General features: G+C 67.2%; 19 protein-coding genes. 2 read left to right on the top strand and 17 right to left on the bottom strand.

All coding sequences use genetic code 11. The features are described 5' to 3' along the window. Positions 1 to 131 precede the first annotated feature (131 nt). The 9 genes from tatC to CLU95_RS20585 all read right to left on the bottom strand — a co-directional run bounded on the left by tatC (position 132) and on the right by CLU95_RS20585 (position 5,048). Positions 132 to 950, bottom strand: a complete 819-nt coding sequence (gene tatC / locus CLU95_RS20625; RefSeq protein WP_099795319.1) for a twin-arginine translocase subunit TatC — start codon at positions 948 to 950, stop codon at positions 132 to 134. A 73-nt stretch (positions 951 to 1,023) separates the two neighbouring features. Beyond that, positions 1,024 to 1,485 (bottom strand): Sec-independent protein translocase protein TatB, encoded by a 462-nt coding sequence (gene tatB / locus CLU95_RS20620; protein WP_062471652.1) that lies wholly within the window; start codon positions 1,483 to 1,485, stop codon positions 1,024 to 1,026. 19 nt (positions 1,486 to 1,504) lie between these two features. Further along, entirely contained in the window at positions 1,505 to 1,753 is a 249-nt protein-coding gene (tatA, locus tag CLU95_RS20615) for a Sec-independent protein translocase subunit TatA (RefSeq protein ID WP_099795318.1), read from the bottom strand. Between the two features lie 65 nt (positions 1,754 to 1,818). Next, positions 1,819 to 2,178: a histidine triad nucleotide-binding protein gene (locus CLU95_RS20610; protein WP_099795317.1), complete on the bottom strand. Its 360-nt coding sequence runs from the start codon at positions 2,176 to 2,178 to the stop codon at positions 1,819 to 1,821. Next, positions 2,168 to 2,557 (bottom strand): DUF4870 family protein, encoded by a 390-nt coding sequence (locus CLU95_RS20605; protein ID WP_099795316.1) that lies wholly within the window; start codon positions 2,555 to 2,557, stop codon positions 2,168 to 2,170. The genes CLU95_RS20610 and CLU95_RS20605 overlap by 11 nt, the downstream gene beginning before the upstream one ends. Before the next feature lie 25 nt (positions 2,558 to 2,582). Further along, positions 2,583 to 2,975, bottom strand: coding sequence for a phosphoribosyl-ATP diphosphatase (locus CLU95_RS20600; protein ID WP_056572728.1), 393 nt, complete (start codon positions 2,973 to 2,975; stop codon positions 2,583 to 2,585). Beyond that, the gene (hisI, locus tag CLU95_RS20595; RefSeq protein WP_099795315.1) at positions 2,972 to 3,361 is read right to left on the bottom strand and encodes a phosphoribosyl-AMP cyclohydrolase; all 390 of its coding nucleotides are present in this window, start codon (positions 3,359 to 3,361) and stop codon (positions 2,972 to 2,974) included. The genes CLU95_RS20600 and hisI overlap by 4 nt, the downstream gene beginning before the upstream one ends. A 41-nt stretch (positions 3,362 to 3,402) precedes the next feature. Further along, a complete protein-coding gene (gene hisF, locus CLU95_RS20590; RefSeq protein ID WP_099795314.1) occupies positions 3,403 to 4,188 on the bottom strand; it encodes an imidazole glycerol phosphate synthase subunit HisF in 786 nt (261 codons plus the stop codon). Positions 4,189 to 4,214: 26 nt separating this feature from the next. Continuing rightward, positions 4,215 to 5,048, bottom strand: coding sequence for a D-hexose-6-phosphate mutarotase (locus CLU95_RS20585; protein WP_099795313.1), 834 nt, complete (start codon positions 5,046 to 5,048; stop codon positions 4,215 to 4,217). Positions 5,049 to 5,181: 133 nt separating this feature from the next. Here CLU95_RS20585 and CLU95_RS20580 point away from each other — a divergent pair, with 133 nt between their 5' ends. Next, positions 5,182 to 6,489: a dicarboxylate/amino acid:cation symporter gene (locus CLU95_RS20580; protein WP_099795312.1), complete on the top strand. Its 1,308-nt coding sequence runs from the start codon at positions 5,182 to 5,184 to the stop codon at positions 6,487 to 6,489. A gap of 11 nt (positions 6,490 to 6,500) precedes the next feature. After that, complete coding sequence (locus tag CLU95_RS20575) at positions 6,501 to 7,421, top strand: amino acid ABC transporter substrate-binding protein (RefSeq protein WP_099795311.1); 921 nt, start codon at positions 6,501 to 6,503, stop codon at positions 7,419 to 7,421. Positions 7,422 to 7,440: 19 nt separating this feature from the next. On the opposite strand, the gene CLU95_RS20570 is transcribed toward CLU95_RS20575, so the two are convergent. The 8 genes from CLU95_RS20570 to hisD all read right to left on the bottom strand — a co-directional run bounded on the left by CLU95_RS20570 (position 7,441) and on the right by hisD (position 14,374). Beyond that, positions 7,441 to 8,559, bottom strand: a complete 1,119-nt coding sequence (locus CLU95_RS20570; RefSeq protein ID WP_099795310.1) for an AAA family ATPase — start codon at positions 8,557 to 8,559, stop codon at positions 7,441 to 7,443. 29 nt (positions 8,560 to 8,588) lie between these two features. Beyond that, on the bottom strand, positions 8,589 to 9,332 hold the full coding sequence (hisA, locus tag CLU95_RS20565) for a 1-(5-phosphoribosyl)-5-[(5-phosphoribosylamino)methylideneamino]imidazole-4-carboxamide isomerase (protein ID WP_099795309.1): 744 nt from the start codon (positions 9,330 to 9,332) through the stop codon (positions 8,589 to 8,591). A 63-nt stretch (positions 9,333 to 9,395) separates the two neighbouring features. Further along, the gene (gene hisH / locus CLU95_RS20560) at positions 9,396 to 10,055 is read right to left on the bottom strand and encodes an imidazole glycerol phosphate synthase subunit HisH (protein ID WP_099795308.1); all 660 of its coding nucleotides are present in this window, start codon (positions 10,053 to 10,055) and stop codon (positions 9,396 to 9,398) included. 19 nt (positions 10,056 to 10,074) lie between these two features. After that, positions 10,075 to 10,692, bottom strand: a complete 618-nt coding sequence (gene hisB, locus CLU95_RS20555) for an imidazoleglycerol-phosphate dehydratase HisB (protein WP_099795307.1) — start codon at positions 10,690 to 10,692, stop codon at positions 10,075 to 10,077. Then, entirely contained in the window at positions 10,689 to 11,804 is a 1,116-nt protein-coding gene (hisC, locus tag CLU95_RS20550; RefSeq protein ID WP_099795306.1) for a histidinol-phosphate transaminase, read from the bottom strand. Before hisC ends, hisB begins: the two co-directional genes overlap by 4 nt. Further along, positions 11,801 to 12,181: a hypothetical protein gene (locus tag CLU95_RS20545; protein WP_099795305.1), complete on the bottom strand. Its 381-nt coding sequence runs from the start codon at positions 12,179 to 12,181 to the stop codon at positions 11,801 to 11,803. The genes hisC and CLU95_RS20545 overlap by 4 nt, the downstream gene beginning before the upstream one ends. An 11-nt stretch (positions 12,182 to 12,192) precedes the next feature. Then, a complete protein-coding gene (locus tag CLU95_RS20540) occupies positions 12,193 to 13,014 on the bottom strand; it encodes a hypothetical protein (protein ID WP_099795304.1) in 822 nt (273 codons plus the stop codon). A 37-nt stretch (positions 13,015 to 13,051) separates the two neighbouring features. Continuing rightward, positions 13,052 to 14,374 (bottom strand): histidinol dehydrogenase, encoded by a 1,323-nt coding sequence (gene hisD, locus CLU95_RS20535; protein ID WP_099795303.1) that lies wholly within the window; start codon positions 14,372 to 14,374, stop codon positions 13,052 to 13,054. Positions 14,375 to 14,377: the final 3 nt, after the last annotated feature.

Here is a 14,377-nt window from a genome sequence, read left to right as displayed (position 1 = left end):
GAAAGAAGGCGAGTGGAAGACGAAGAGCCGCGGGGTCGACGCGGCGGCCTATTCTGCGCGCGGGAGAGCAGATAGCGAATAGCGGGGGAAGCTCGGCCTCCATCCGGCTTGTGCGATAGCACCGCTCGGGATCAGGAACTGCCGGAAGACCCCGAACCCGCGCCCTCTTCTTCACCCTCGGGCGCCTTGCCCTTCCCGGCGAAATAGCGCGCCCCGATGATGCCCACCTCGTACAGCAGGCACATCGGCACCGCCAGCGCGAGCTGCGAGACCACGTCGGGCGGCGTGAGCACCGCGGCCACCACGAAGGCGATCACGATGAAGTAGCCGCGGAACGAGCGCAGCTTCTCGATGGTGACCATCTCGAAGCGCACCAGCAGCATCACCACGATCGGCACCTGGAAGGCCACGCCGAAGGCGATGTACAGCGACAGGATGGCCTCGACATAGGACGAGATGTCGGGCGTGGCCGCCACCGCCGCGGGCGTGAACTTCTGGATGAAGCCGAACATCTTGTCCAGCACGAACAGCTGCACGAAGGCGATGCCGCCGTAGGCCAGCATGCTGCCGAAGAAGATCAGCGGCAGTGCGAAGCGCTTCTCGTGGCTGTACAGGCCCGGCGCGACGAACATCCAGGCCTGGTACATGAGCCAGGGCAGCGCCAGCAGCACGGCCGCCATCATCAGCACCTTGAGCGGCACGAAGAACGGCGAGAACACGCCGATGGCGATCAGCTTGGCATCGGGCGGCATGTGCGCTCGAATCGGCATGGCGATGATGTCCATCAGCCCGCCCGGACCGGGCCAGATCGCCAGCAAGATGCCCGCGACCGCGAGGCCGTAGACGCAGTACAGCAGCCGGTCGCGTAGCTCGACCAGGTGCTGCACGAACGGCTGCTCGGTGCCCGCCAGCTCGTCTTCTTCTTTGTTCTTGTTGTCGGAATCGGCCATGGGGAAAGGAGAAAGCGTAGGAGACACAGGCGCACGGGGCGCCCGGGAACGCCGCAGGGCGTGCGCGCGTGCGTCAGTTGATCTTGTGGGGGCGGAAGCGGGCGACCCGCGCCGCGCCCGACAGCGCCTTGGTGCGCACGCCGTTGCGCGCCTTGTACCAATTCGGCGTGGCGCCCTGCTTCAGGCGCCAGTTTTTGCGGGGGTGCCTGTATTCGGGCACCGCCTGCTCGGGCTCGGCCAGCGCCGACAAGGTGTCGCCGGACGCGCCGGAAAACTGCTTCTCGAACTCGCTGGCGCCAGTGTGGATGCTGTGCTCCACGTCGCGCGCCGCGTCCTCGACCGTGGTCTTCATCTTGCGAAGCTCGTCGAGCTCCATCGAACGGTTGACTTCGGCCTTGACGTCGTTCACGTAGCGTTGTGCCTTGCCGAGCAGGGCGCCCACCGTGCGTGCAACGCGCGGCAGCTTCTCCGGCCCGATCACGATCAGCGCCACGACGCCGATGAGCGCCAGCTTCTCAATGCCGAGGTCGATCACGGATGTGTGCCTGCGGTGCTCAGGACTTCTGGCGCGCTTCGACGTCGATCGTCGACTTGTCGCTGTTGGCCGGCTGGCCGGTCACTTGCTGCGTGGGGGTCGACGTGGTGGAGGCATCGGGGGAGGCCGAGCCGTCCTTCATGCCGTCCTTGAAGCCCTTGACGGCGCCACCGAGATCCGAACCCATGTTCCGCAGCTTCTTGGTGCCGAAGATCATGACCACGACGAGCAGCACGATCAGCCAGTGCCAGATGGAAAAAGAACCCATGGAGAACTCCTAAGAATGTGTCCGATTTTAGTCGGGGGGAATGTGACAGTTTGGCTTAACCCTGGTCAGCCGCGAAGCCAAGGGCGGGGGCCGCCCATGACGTGCACATGGAGATGGTGAACCTCCTGCCCGCCTTCGGCGCCGGTGTTCACGACGACGCGGTAGCCGCCGTCCGGATAGGGCCTGCAGCCCTGCTCCAGCGCCAGCTGGGGGGCCAACGTCATGATCTTGCCCATGAGCGCCGAATCCTCGGGCGTGAGCTGCGCCATCGAGGCGATGTGCTTCTTCGGCACCAGCATGAAATGCACCGGCGCCCAGGGCGAGATGTCGTGAAAGCCGAACAGGTCGTCGTCTTCGTAGACCTTGCGCGAGGGGATCTTGCCTTCGACGATTTTGCAGAAGACGCAGTTCGGATCAGATGACATCTTTGGGTTCCATGGGACGGCTGTCGTTCATGCGGATCATGCCTTTCACGATCCGGTAGAGGAACCACAGCGAAATCAGGCTCCAGGCGATCCAGCCCGGCACGAACAGCAGCAGCCAGAGCCACGAGGTGACGATGTACAGCAGGCCGGCCCACAGCACCGAGCGGATGCGCCAGCTGAAGTGCGAGGCCTGCCAGGTGCCGGCCGCGTCGTCGCGCTTCACGAAGTCGATCAGCAGCGCGATGAGCAGCAGCAGCACGGAGGCCTGCGCGCCCGGCACGACCGCGCCGATGGCCACGATCAGGTGCAGCACGTAGCTGACCCAGCCCCAGGTCTTGAGGGAGTCGTCGGGTTCCACGTTCACGATGTCATTGGCCATGGTCGATGCCCTTTCAATCCATCATTCAGTCGTTGGAAGCTTCGCGGGCCTGCACCTTGCGCAGGGCTTTTTCCTCGATGCCGCTGGTGCCTTCGCGGCGCTCGAGCTCCGCGACGACGTCGGCTGGCGAGAAACCGTAGTGGGCCAGCGCCACCATGGTGTGGAACCACAGGTCGGCCACTTCGTTCACTATTTTCGAGCGGTCGCCGCCGTGGTCGGCGTCCTTGGCGGCCATCACGACCTCGGTGGCTTCCTCGCCGATCTTCTTGAGGAAGGCGTCGGGGCCCTTGTGCAGCAGCCGGGCAACGTAGCTTTTCTCGGGGTCGCCGCCGTTCGCGGGCAGGCGGCTTTCGAGCACCGCGGCCAGGCGGGCGAGTGCGTCGGAGGTGTTGTGGGCGTCGTTCACTGTGGCGCTCATTTGTAGATCGACTCCGGGTCTTTCAAGACCGGCTCGACCACGGTCCACTGGCCCTTTTCGTACTTGCTGAAGAAGCAGCTGTGGCGGCCGGTGTGGCAGGCGATGCCGGGCGCGTGGCCGAGCTGCGTCACCTTGAGCAGCACGACATCGTTGTCGCAGTCGAGGCGGATCTCGTGCACGGTCTGCACGTGGCCCGATTCCTCGCCCTTGAACCACAGCTTGTTGCGCGAGCGGCTGAAATACACCGCGCGGCCCAGCTCGGCGGTCTTTTCGAGCGCCTCGCGGTTCATCCACGCAAACATGAGCACGTCGTTCGTGCCTTGTTCCTGGGCGATCACGGGCACCAACCCGTTCGCGTCCCACTTCACTTCATCAAGCCAATTCATGGGGATATTGTCGAGGATAGGAAAGACCCTTCGGACGCGTCTCAGGCGTCGATGCGCACGGGAATCCCGCGCTCGGCCATGCGGGCCTTGGCTTGCCCGACCGTGTATTCGCCGTAGTGGAAGATGCTCGCGGCCAGCACCGCGTCGGCGCCGCCCTTCTGGATCCCGTCGGCCAGGTCGTCGAGGCTGCCGACGCCACCCGAGGCGATCACGGGCACGTTGACCGCGTCGCTCACGGCGCGCGTCAGGGCCAGGTCGAAGCCGCTCTTGGTGCCGTCGCGGTCCATGCTCGTGAGCAGGATCTCGCCCGCGCCGCGGCGCGCCATCTCGGTCGCCCACTGCACGACATCGAGGCCGGTGTTCTTGCGCCCGCCGTGGCTGTAGACGTCCCAGCCCGCGCCGCGCGTGGCGGCGTCTTCGGGGCTGCGGCGCTTGGCGTCGATGGCGACCACGATGCACTGCGAGCCGTACTTCTGGGCCGCGTCGCTGATCACCTGCGGGTCGGCGATGGCGGCCGAGTTGAAGCTGGTCTTGTCGGCGCCCGCGTTGAGCAGCCGGCGCACGTCGGCCACGGTGCGCACGCCGCCGCCCACGGTCAGCGGAATGAAGACCTGCGAGGCCACCGCTTCGATGATCGGCAGGATCAGGTCGCGGCCGTCGCTGGTGGCCGTGATGTCCAAAAAGGTGAGTTCGTCGGCGCCCTGCGCGTTGTAGCGCGCCGCGATTTCGACCGGGTCGCCGGCATCGCGCAGCTCGAGGAAGTTGACGCCCTTGACGACACGGCCGCCGGTGACGTCAAGGCAGGGAATGATGCGTTTGGCAAGCATGGGGTGGTGAACCAGGGAGAAATCGATCAGAGAACGCGGAGCTGTTGCCAGCCCTGCCATTGGGCGCCGGGCGCCAGCACGACGGGTTCGTCGATGCGGGCCGCTTCGACGCAGAGCATGTGGCGGAAGCCCTCTGCGGGCATGTCCGCGAGTGTCGCACCGAGCGCGGCGCCGGGGTTCCAGACCACGGTTTCGGTGCAGGTTTCGCTCTGGGTAATTTCGAGCGTGCCGCCGGGCTGCACCAGCCGCAGCGGCTGTGCCGGGGCGGTATAGACGCTGTCGAACTCGGCGTCGAACTGCAGCGCGGCGGCCGTTTCGGTCTGGCGCACATCGCGCACGGCGTCCCAGCGCGGCGCGCCCTGCAGGCCTTCGAGGCGCGCCGTGGCGATGTCGTCCACGCGCAGGTAAGTGTGCAGCGCGGCCGAGAACGGCCAGGGCGCGTCGCCGGTGTTGGTCAGGGTGAGCGCGGTGCGCAGCTGGCCGGCGGCGAGCGTCGCGTCCAGCCGCGCCTCAAAGGCATGCGGCCAGAGCCGGCGGGTGGCGTCGTTGTCGCGCAGCACGAGCCGCAGCGTGTCGGGCGCACCCGATTCCTCGCGAATCCAAGGCAGATTGCGCATGAAGCCATGCTTGGGGAGCATGCCGCGCTGGTTGAACTGGGGGCAGCACAGGGGAATGCCGCCGCGGATGGCGGTTTGGCCGTCAAAAACGGCCTTCGGACTCAGATACAGTCGCTCCCCACCGCGGGCCGGGGCCCAGGAAAGCACCTGGGCGCCATGCAGCGCGACCGTCAGGGTGCTGCCATCGGCCGCCTCGGCGTGCAACGCCGGCTGGCCTCGAAACTCGATCGAGCGGATATCCATGTGAGGAATTGTAGGCAGCCGCCGCATCCTGACAGCGGGCCATTGCGTGCATCCGCCTTTCTTGGATACCCTGTGCCGGGTCGGTCCCGTGCACTCGAAAAGAATCACTCTCACACGACAAAAGGGGATACGCATGAAGAAAAAGCTGCCCATGGCCGCCTGGATCCTGATCGCCATGGTGCTCGGCATCATCGTCGGTTACATGATCTTCACGAGCTTTCCGGACAAGAAGGCCGCCAAGGAAATCGCCGGCTACGTGGCCATCGTGTCGGACGTGTTTCTGCGCCTGATCAAGATGCTGATCGGCCCGTTGGTGTTCTCGACACTGGTGGTCGGTATCGCGCACATGGGTGACGCCAAATCGGTCGGCCGCGTGTTCTTCAAATCGATCGGCTGGTTCCTCACCGCTTCGCTGATCTCCCTGATCATCGGCCTCGTCATGGCCAATGTGCTGCAGCCCGGCGCCAACATCAATGCGGTGATACCGGACGCCGGCACCGTCACCAACATCGCCACCTCGAAGTTCACGATCAAGGAGTTCGTGAACCACACGGTTCCCAAATCGTTCGCCGAGGCGATGGCCAACAACGAGATCCTGCAGATCGTGGTGTTCTCGATGTTCTTCGGCGTGGCACTGGCCTCGCTGGGCGACAAGGCCAAGACGCTGATTGCCGCCATCGAAGAGCTGTCGCACGCCATGCTCAAGATCACGGGCTACGTCATGAAGCTCGCGCCGCTCGCGGTGCTGGCCGCCATGGCCGCCACCGTCGCCGAAAACGGTCTCAAGATCCTGCTGGATCTCGCTGTTTTCATGCGCGACTTCTACTTCGGCCTGTTCGTGCTGTGGGGCGTGCTGATCCTGGCGGGCTTCCTGTTCCTGGGCCCGCGAATCTTCAAGCTGCTCGTGCTCATCAAGGAAGCCTTCCTGCTGTCCTTTGCCACGGCGAGTTCCGAAGCGGCCTATCCGAAGATCCTGCAGGCGCTCGACCGCTTCGGCGTCAAGCGCAAGATCTCCAGCTTCGTGATGCCGATGGGCTACTCGTTCAACCTCGACGGCTCGATGATGTACTGCACCTTCGCCGTGCTGTTCATCGCGCAGGCCTACAACATCCACATGCCGATCAGCACGCAGATCACCATGCTGCTGATCCTGATGCTCACCTCGAAGGGCATGGCCGGCGTGCCGCGCGCTTCGCTGGTGGTGATCGCGGCCACGCTGTCCCACTTCGACATTCCCGATGCGGGCCTGCTGCTGATCCTGGGCGTGGACACCTTCCTGGACATGGGCCGCTCGGCCACCAACGCGGTCGGCAACTCCGTCGCCACCGCCGTCGTGGCCAAGTGGGAAGGCGAGCTGCTCTCCGAGAGCGACGCCGAGGTCAACGCCAAGGCGCTCGACGAGGAAGCCAACGCGACGCTCGCCCACCCGGCGCACGCGTGAGGCGCAAGGCCATGAAGCGCATCGGCACGTACCTGCCACCCGCTGTCGCCGCGTTGCTGCTGGCGGCTGCGGCCCTCGTGGCCCTGCCGACCGGAACCGCGCAGGCACAGGCGCTCCTGACCGGCACGCTGGCCAAGGCCCGCGAGACGGGCGCCATCACCATCGGCTACCGAGAGTCGTCCGTGCCCTTTTCGTACCTGAATGCGCGCAAGGAACCGATCGGCTACTCGATCGAGCTGTGCCGCGCGCTGGTGACGGCCATCGAAGACACGGTCAACAAGAGCCTGACGATCAAGTGGGAGCCCGTCACCTCCGACTCGCGCTTCGATGCGGTCGCCAGCGGCAAGGTCGACCTGGAATGCGGCTCCACCACCCACAACCTCGAACGCCAGAAGCGCGCGAGCTTCTCGCCCACGATGTTCGTCTCGGGCACCAAGGTGCTGGTGAAAAAGGGCTCGCCGATCAAGTCGTTCCGCGACCTGGCCGGCAAGAAGGTGGCGGTGACGGCCGGCACCACCAACGAGAAGACGCTGCGTGACCTGTCGCAGAAGTTCAAGCTCAACATCGAGCTGAAAGTGGCACGCGACCATGCGGAATCGTTCGGGCTCGTCAAGAGCGGGCAGGCCGATGCCTTCGCGACCGATGACGTGCTGCTCTACGGCCTGATCGCACAGGACGCGGCGAAGGCCGATTACGAGGTGGTGGGCGACTTTCTTTCCTACGACCCTTACGGAATCATGTACCGCAAGGGCGACGCGCAACTGGGCAAGGTGATCAACGACACCTTCCAGGTGCTGGCCGAAGACGGCGAGATCGAGCGGCAGTACAAGCGCTGGTTCCTGCGCAAGCTGCCCTCTGGTGAGAGCCTCAATCTGCCGATGAGCGCGCAGCTGGAAACGATCATCCAGACGATGGCGGTGAAGGCCGAGTAGGCCGGCCGCCTGCCCTTCTCTACCGCGCCGGCCACTCCCAGCGCGGCATCTCGCTCATGTCGAGGTTCGCGATGCGGGTCTCCCCGAAGCGTTTTTCGAGTACCACCGGTTGCAGGCCGTCGCTGTCGTCCAAGGCGGCGATCAGGCGCGCCGCATGCGACACCACGATCACCTGCGACACGCGCGCCGCCTGCGCGATGAGGCGGCCGAGCGCAGGCAGCAGGTCGGGGTGCAGGCTGGTCTCGGGCTCGTTGAGCACCAGCAGCGCGGGCGGCCGGGGCGTCAGCAGCGCCGCGATCCACAGCAGGTAGCGCAGGGTGCCGTCCGACAGCTCCGCCGCCGTCAGCGGCCGCAACAGGCCGTGCTGGTGCATCAGCGTCTCGAAGCGGTCGCCGTTCGCATGCACCTCGATGCGGGCGCCTGGAAAGGCGTCGTCCACGGCGCTGTCGAGCGCCTCGCCGTCGCCGATCTCGCGGATGGTCTGCAGGGCCGCGGCCAGGTCGGCGCCGTCGTTGGCAAGCACGGGCGTGTAGGTGCCCAGCTGCGGCTGGCGCGCGGGCGCCTCGGCGTCCGAGCGGAAGTGGTCGTAGAAGCGCCAGGAACGCATCTGCTCGCGCAGCGTGAGCATCTCGGGCGCGTCGCGCGGGTCGGCGTGCTCGGTCATCATGCTGGCGAAGGCCGGAATCGGCCGGTCGACGAGGTGCGTGGCGGGGCGCAGCAACGGGCCGCTCCAGATCGCCTCGTGCTTGATCTGCGGGTCGCGCGAGAAGGCGGTCGATGGGATCGGCGGCGGCAGGCCGATGTCGATGGCGTAGCCGAAATCGTCGGCCTCGGCGCCGGCGAAGCCCAGCTTCAGCGCCACCGGCTCGCTGCGCGTGGTGCCCTGCACCGGCACGTCGCCGCGCAGCATGGCCGCCGAAAACCGCTCGGGCCCGGCCCACAGCGTGGAAGACAGCCCGCCCTCGCGCACCAGCGAGCGGATCACGCCGCCGTTGGCGATGTCGGCCAGCAGCCGCATCGCGCGGTACACGCTCGACTTGCCGCTGCCGTTGGCGCCGGTGACCACCGTGAGCCGGCCCAGCGGCACCGTCAGCTGGCGCAGCGAGCGGTAGTTGGCAATGGCGAGCGCGGAGAGCACGCGCTACGGCCTGTACAGGGGGAAAGGCGTCAGGCGCCGGCCAGCGCGTCCGCGCGCGCCTGGGCGGCGGCGAAGTCGAGGTCGCCCGAGTAGATGGCACGGCCGCAGATCACGCCCTCGACGCCTTCGGACTGGACCGCGCAGAGCTGGTCGATGTCGGCCATGTTCGACAGACCGCCCGAAGCGATCACCGGGATGGTCAGCGCTTGGGCCAGCTTGACGGTGGCGTCGATGTTGATGCCCGAGAGCATGCCGTCGCGGCCGATGTCGGTGTAGATGATCGATTCGACGCCGTAGTCCTCGAACTTCTTGCCCAGGTCGGCCACCTCGTGGCCCGTGAGCTTGCTCCAGCCGTCGGTGGCGACCTTGCCGTCCTTGGCATCGAGCCCCACGATGATGTGGCCGCCGAAGGCCACGCAGGCGTCCTTCAGGAAGCCCGGATTCTTGACCGCGGCGGTGCCGATGATCACGTAGCGCAGGCCGTCGTCGATGTAGCGCTCGATGGTGTCGAGGTCGCGGATGCCGCCGCCGAGCTGCACGGGGATGTCGTCGCCGACTTCCTTCAGGATCGCCTTGATGGCCGCGTGGTTCTGTGGCTTGCCGGCGAAGGCGCCATTCAGGTCGACCAGGTGCAGCCGGCGCGCGCCGGCCTGGACCCATTTGCGGGCCATGGCGGCGGGGTCTTCGCTGAAGACGGTGGACTGGTCCATGTCGCCCTGCTTGAGGCGAACACAGTGGCCGTCTTTGAGATCAATGGCGGGAATGAGGAGCATGGAAGTGGCGCGAGTGTGCGAAAGCCGGGCTGTGGAGGGTTCGGCCCGGTCGGGAAAAAAGGTTCAGGGAGTCCAGTGGAGGAAGTTGCGATACAGCTGCAGCCCGTGGTCCGCACTCTTCTCCGGGTGGAACTGGGTGGCAAAAATGTTATCGCGTGCGATGGCTGCGGTAAAGCATGCCCCGTAATCCGCCTCGCCCACGCTGTGCCGGGCATCCGCCGGGCGCGCGTAGAAGCTGTGCACGAAATAGAAGTAGCTCTGGTCGGGAATGCCCGCCCACACCGCGTGCGGCTGGGCCTGGCGCACCTGGTTCCAGCCCATCTGCGGCACCTTGAAGCGGCTGCCGTCGGGCTGCAGGCGACCGGCCAGGTCGAACTTGATGACCTCGCCGGGAATGAGCCCCAGGCCGTCGGTCGGGCCCTCGTCGCTGCGCGACAGCAGCATCTGCATGCCCACGCACACGCCGAAGAGCGGCTTGCTGGCCGCGGCTTCGAGCACCGACGCCTGCAGGCCCGAATCGCGCAGCTCGCGCATGCAGTCGGGCATGGCGCCCTGCCCCGGCAGCACCACGCGGGTGGCCTTGCGGACCACGTCGGGGTCGGAGGTGACGAACACCTCCACGCCCACCTGGTCGGCCGCATGGCGCACGGCCTGCGACACGGAGTGCAGGTTGCCCATGCCGTAGTCGACAACCGCGACGGAATTTTTTGCTACAGATTTCATAGCTGTTCGCCGAGGGATTTCAGAGCGAACCCTTGGTCGAGGGAATGACGCCGATGGAGCGCGGATCGAGCTCCAGCGCGCCGCGCATGGCACGGGCGAAGGCCTTGAACACGGTTTCGCACTGGTGGTGCGCGTTCACGCCCTTCAGGTTGTCGATGTGCAGCGAGACGAAAGCGTGGTTCACGAAGCCCTGGAAGAACTCGTAGGTGAGCTGGCTGTCGAAGGTGCCGATCATGCCGCTGGTGAAGGGCACGTGCATCACGAGGCCCGGGCGGCCCGAGAAGTCGATGACGACGCGGCTCAGCGCTTCGTCGAGCGGCACGTAGGCATGGCCGTAGCGGCGAATGCCCTTCTTGTCGCCGATGGCCTGGGCCACGGCCTGGCCGAGCGTGATGCCCACGTCTTCCACCGTGTGGTGGCCGTCGATGTGCAGGTCGCCCTCGCAGTCGATGTCCAGGTCGATCAGCCCGTGGCGGGCGATCTGGTCGAGCATGTGATCGAAAAAGCCGATGCCCGTGGAGAGCTTGGCCTTGCCGGTGCCGTCGAGGTTGACGCTGACCGTGATCTTCGTCTCGGCGGTGTTGCGGGTGACCGTCGCGATGCGATCGGTGCTGCCCGGGGTCGTGGGGGTGGTCATAGTGAGGCTTCGAGCGCCGCCAGCATCTGCGCGTTCTCGTCGGCCGTTCCGACGGTGAGGCGCAGGCAGTTGGCGAGCAGTTCATGCATTTTAGAAACGTTCTTCACCAGCACCCCGCGGGCCTTCATGCCCTCGAAGGTACGGGTGGCATCGGGCACGCGCAACAGGATCATGTTGGCGTCGCTGGGCCAGGTCTTCACGCCCGGCAGCCGAGCCAGCGCGGCCTTCAGCTGGTCGCGCCCCTCGCGGATCTGGCGCGCCTGCGCCTCGAACACCGCGGCGTGCTCCAGCGCGAACAGCGCGGCTTCGCAGTTGAGCACGCTGATGTTGTAGGGCGGGCGCACCTTGTCGATCTCAGCGACCAGCGCGGCGGGGCCCATGAGGTAGCCCAGGCGGATGCCGGCCAGGCCGAACTTGCTGAGGGTGCGCATCAGCAGCACGTGGCGGTGCCGGGCGAGCCGGTCGATGTAGCTGCGGGCGGCGAAGGGCTGGTAGGCCTCGTCGATCACCACCAGGCCGCCCTGCGCGCCCTGGGCCTGCACGATCTTCTCGATGACGGCGTCGTCCCAGAGGTTGGCAGTGGGGTTGTTCGGGTAGGCGAGGTAGACGATGGCGGGCTTCTCGCGCGCGATGGCGGCCAGCATGGCGGCCTCGTCGAGCTCGAAGTCGGCCGTGAGCGGCACGCCGACGAAGCGCAGGCCCTGCAGCTGGGCGCTTAGGGCGTACATGACGAAGCCGGGCACGGGCGCGAGCACGGCGGCGCCGGGCTGGTCGCAGGCGATGCCGAGCAACGAGATGAGTTCGTCCGAGCCGTTGCCCAGCATCAGCCCGAAGCCTTCGGGCAGGCCCGCGTGGGCGGCCAGCGCGCGCTGCAGGTCGGCGCCGCGGTCGCCGGGGTAGCGGTTGAGCGCCAGCGCGCCCAGGCGTGCGCCCAGTTCGGTCTGCAGCGCGGGCGGCAGGCCGTAGGGGTTCTCCATCGCGTCGAGCTTGAGGAAGCCGCGCGCGTCCTGCACCGCGTAGGCGTGCATGGCGCGCACGTCGGCGCGGATGCGGTCGAGCGGCAGGCGGGTGTCCGAAGCGGAGGTGGAAGCGGAAGAATCGGAAACGGTCATCGGGTGCAGCGGTAGCTGTTGCGGAGGGCGCCGGCCATGACCAGTTGCACGGGCATGTCGGCTTCGTAGCTGTCGGCGTTGCGGCTCAGCTCGGTCTGGTAGAGCGAGCGGGCCATGGCGGGTTCGAGGCGGCGGCCTTCGATGCAGAACGGCGGCAGCTGGCCGTTGCGCTGCGACGATTCGACGCCCTCGCGCAGGCCTTCGAGCACGCCGACGAGGTAGTAGCTGGCGTAGGCCTTGCCGTCTTTTTCACCGGCTTCGAGGGTGCGCAGCTCGCGGATGCTCATGGCCTGCGCACCGACGCCGATCACGCCGGCCGCCAGTGCAAGCAGCAGCGCCGACAGGCGCGGCAACAGCAGGGCGGCGGCGCGTTGCATGGCCTCGCTGCTTACTTGCGGTAGCGCGGCGCCGGGGCGTGCGCGCCGTCGGCCGGGAAGGCGCTGGGCTGCGACGGCGAGGCATCGCGGCGCGTGCGGCGCGGCACATTCGGCTCTTCGAGCTCGAACAGCGCGGCGCCGATCACGCCGATGTTGCGCACGTCGCCGGCGTCGGTGTTCGCGGCGTAGGCACGGCCCGGCGTGGCGAAACGGAAGGCGGCCACTTCGCTCTGGCTCTTGCGGAAGCCCTCGATGTTGAGCGTCTGCTGCGGGCGCAGCACGTAGCCGCCGTTGCGCAGGCTGCCGGGCTTGCCGTTGAGCACGTCCAGGCCGTCGACGGTGGCAATCACCTCGTAACTGCGGTCGCTGAGGTTGCGAAAGCGCAGCGTGTAGCGCGCGCCTTCGACGCCGGCGAGGCGGAACATGTCATCGCCACTGCTGCGGCGTGCGCGCTGCAGCGGCAGCGGGCGGTCGTTCTCGTCGAGCACCGACCATTCGATGTCGCCCTGGGCCAGCTGCAGGTTGAGCCGGCGCTCGGGGTTGCTGCCCACGTCGCGGCGCACGGCGGACGCTTCGTTGTAGCCCACCGAAGCCACGTCGTCGGGCTGGTCGGACAGGCGCTTGGCAGCCACCGTGCGGGTCTTCGACTCGATGCCTTCGCCCCATTGCGTGCCCAGTTGTGCGGGCGCGGGTGCGGCACTGGGGGTTGCCGACATCGCGGCCGTCTGGGTGCGCGTCTGCGGCATCTGGGTGCAGGCGGCCAGCAAGGCGGCACCTGCAACGAGGCCGGTGGCGAAGCGGAAAAATCGCGAACGATAGAGGCGTTGAATCATCTGGCGTGCTCCTCCCTGAAGCGGGGTTGTTGGAGCCTCAGATCTTACGCAGGCGCATGCGCGCGGCTTCGGCGTGCGCCTGCAGGCCCTCGCCTTCGGCCAACGTGACGGCGATCGGGCCCAGCACCTGGGCGCCGGCCTCGCTCACTTCGATGAGGCTGGAGCGCTTCTGGAAGTCATACACGCCCAGCGGGCTCGAGAAGCGCGCCGTGCCGCTGGTCGGCAGCACGTGGTTCGGGCCAGCGCAGTAGTCGCCCAGGCTCTCGCTGGTGAACGCGCCCAGAAAGATCGCACCGGCGTGGCGCAGCAGCGGCTCCCAGCGGCCCGGTTCGCTGCTGCTCACTTCGAGGTGTTCGGGGGCGATGCGGTTGCTGATCTCGCAGGCCTCTTCCATGCTCTTCGTGTGGATCAGCGCGCCGCGGCCGTTGAGCGAGGCGGCGATGATCTCGGCGCGCGGCATGGTCGGCAGCAGGCGGTCGATCTCGGCCTGCACGCGGTCGATGTAGGCGGCGTCGGGGCACAGCAGGATGCTCTGGGCCAGCTCGTCGTGCTCGGCCTGGCTGAACAGGTCCATGGCCACCCAGTCGGGTGGCGTGGAGCCGTCGGCCAGCACCAGAATTTCGCTCGGGCCCGCGATCATGTCGATGCCCACGGTGCCGAACACGCGGCGCTTGGCGGCGGCCACGTAGGCATTGCCGGGGCCGGTGATCTTGTCGACGGCCGGGATGGTGGCCGTGCCGTAGGCCAGCGCGGCCACGGCCTGCGCACCGCCGACGGTGAAGCCGCGCGTCACGCCGGCCACGTAGGCAGCAGCGAGCACGAGCTGGTTCTTCTCGCCCTTCGGGGTCGGCACGACCATGATGATCTCGCTCACACCCGCGACGTGCGCGGGAATGGCGTTCATCAGCACGCTCGACGGGTACGCGGCCTTGCCGCCCGGCACGTAGATGCCGACACGGTCGAGCGGCGTGACCTTCTGGCCCAGCAGCGTGCCGTCGGCGTCGCGGTAGCTCCAGCTTTCGCCGGAGGCCTTCTTCTGGGCCTCGTGGTAGCTGCGCACGCGGCGCGCGGCGGCTTCGAGCGCGTCGCGCTGAGCTGCGGGCAATGCTTCGAAGGCGGCCTTCAGCTCGGCCTGCGTCAGCTCCAGCTCGGGCAACGTCTTCGCATCGAGCTTGTCGAAGCGGTTCGTGTACTCGAGCACCGCGTCGTCGCCGCGCTTTTGCACGTCGGCAAGGATGTCGGCCACCACCTTCTCGATGGCCGCGTCGTCGTCCGCGGACCAATGCAGCCGCGCCTTGAATTCAGCGTCGAAGCTGGCTGAGTTCGTGGACAGTCGGGCGGGGGCTGCTTGCAGAGTCATGTG

It is taken from the genome of Variovorax sp. 54, from assembly GCF_002754375.1.
In the GTDB taxonomy this organism is placed as follows: domain Bacteria; phylum Pseudomonadota; class Gammaproteobacteria; order Burkholderiales; family Burkholderiaceae_C; genus Variovorax.
Note: the sequence above shows the minus strand (reverse complement) of the source record. Positions and strands in the feature narration are given on the sequence as shown.

Excerpts from the sequence above, each read along its gene's own strand:
- tatC (WP_099795319.1), bottom strand. The coding sequence starts at position 950 with ATGGCCGATTCCGACAACAAGAACAAAGAAGAAGACGAGCTGGCGGGC.
- tatA (WP_099795318.1), bottom strand. The coding sequence starts at position 1,753 with ATGGGTTCTTTTTCCATCTGGCACTGGCTGATCGTGCTGCTCGTCGTG.
- CLU95_RS20610 (WP_099795317.1), bottom strand. The coding sequence starts at position 2,178 with ATGTCATCTGATCCGAACTGCGTCTTCTGCAAAATCGTCGAAGGCAAG.
- CLU95_RS20605 (WP_099795316.1), bottom strand. The coding sequence starts at position 2,557 with ATGGCCAATGACATCGTGAACGTGGAACCCGACGACTCCCTCAAGACC.
- CLU95_RS20600 (WP_056572728.1), bottom strand. The coding sequence starts at position 2,975 with ATGAGCGCCACAGTGAACGACGCCCACAACACCTCCGACGCACTCGCC.
- hisI (WP_099795315.1), bottom strand. The coding sequence starts at position 3,361 with ATGAATTGGCTTGATGAAGTGAAGTGGGACGCGAACGGGTTGGTGCCC.
- hisF (WP_099795314.1), bottom strand. The coding sequence starts at position 4,188 with ATGCTTGCCAAACGCATCATTCCCTGCCTTGACGTCACCGGCGGCCGT.
- CLU95_RS20585 (WP_099795313.1), bottom strand. The coding sequence starts at position 5,048 with ATGGATATCCGCTCGATCGAGTTTCGAGGCCAGCCGGCGTTGCACGCC.
- CLU95_RS20580 (WP_099795312.1), top strand. The coding sequence starts at position 5,182 with ATGAAGAAAAAGCTGCCCATGGCCGCCTGGATCCTGATCGCCATGGTG.
- CLU95_RS20575 (WP_099795311.1), top strand. The coding sequence starts at position 6,501 with ATGAAGCGCATCGGCACGTACCTGCCACCCGCTGTCGCCGCGTTGCTG.
- hisA (WP_099795309.1), bottom strand. The coding sequence starts at position 9,332 with ATGCTCCTCATTCCCGCCATTGATCTCAAAGACGGCCACTGTGTTCGC.
- hisH (WP_099795308.1), bottom strand. The coding sequence starts at position 10,055 with ATGAAATCTGTAGCAAAAAATTCCGTCGCGGTTGTCGACTACGGCATG.
- hisB (WP_099795307.1), bottom strand. The coding sequence starts at position 10,692 with ATGACCACCCCCACGACCCCGGGCAGCACCGATCGCATCGCGACGGTC.
- hisC (WP_099795306.1), bottom strand. The coding sequence starts at position 11,804 with ATGACCGTTTCCGATTCTTCCGCTTCCACCTCCGCTTCGGACACCCGC.
- CLU95_RS20545 (WP_099795305.1), bottom strand. The coding sequence starts at position 12,181 with ATGCAACGCGCCGCCGCCCTGCTGTTGCCGCGCCTGTCGGCGCTGCTG.
- CLU95_RS20540 (WP_099795304.1), bottom strand. The coding sequence starts at position 13,014 with ATGATTCAACGCCTCTATCGTTCGCGATTTTTCCGCTTCGCCACCGGC.
- hisD (WP_099795303.1), bottom strand. The coding sequence starts at position 14,374 with ATGACTCTGCAAGCAGCCCCCGCCCGACTGTCCACGAACTCAGCCAGC.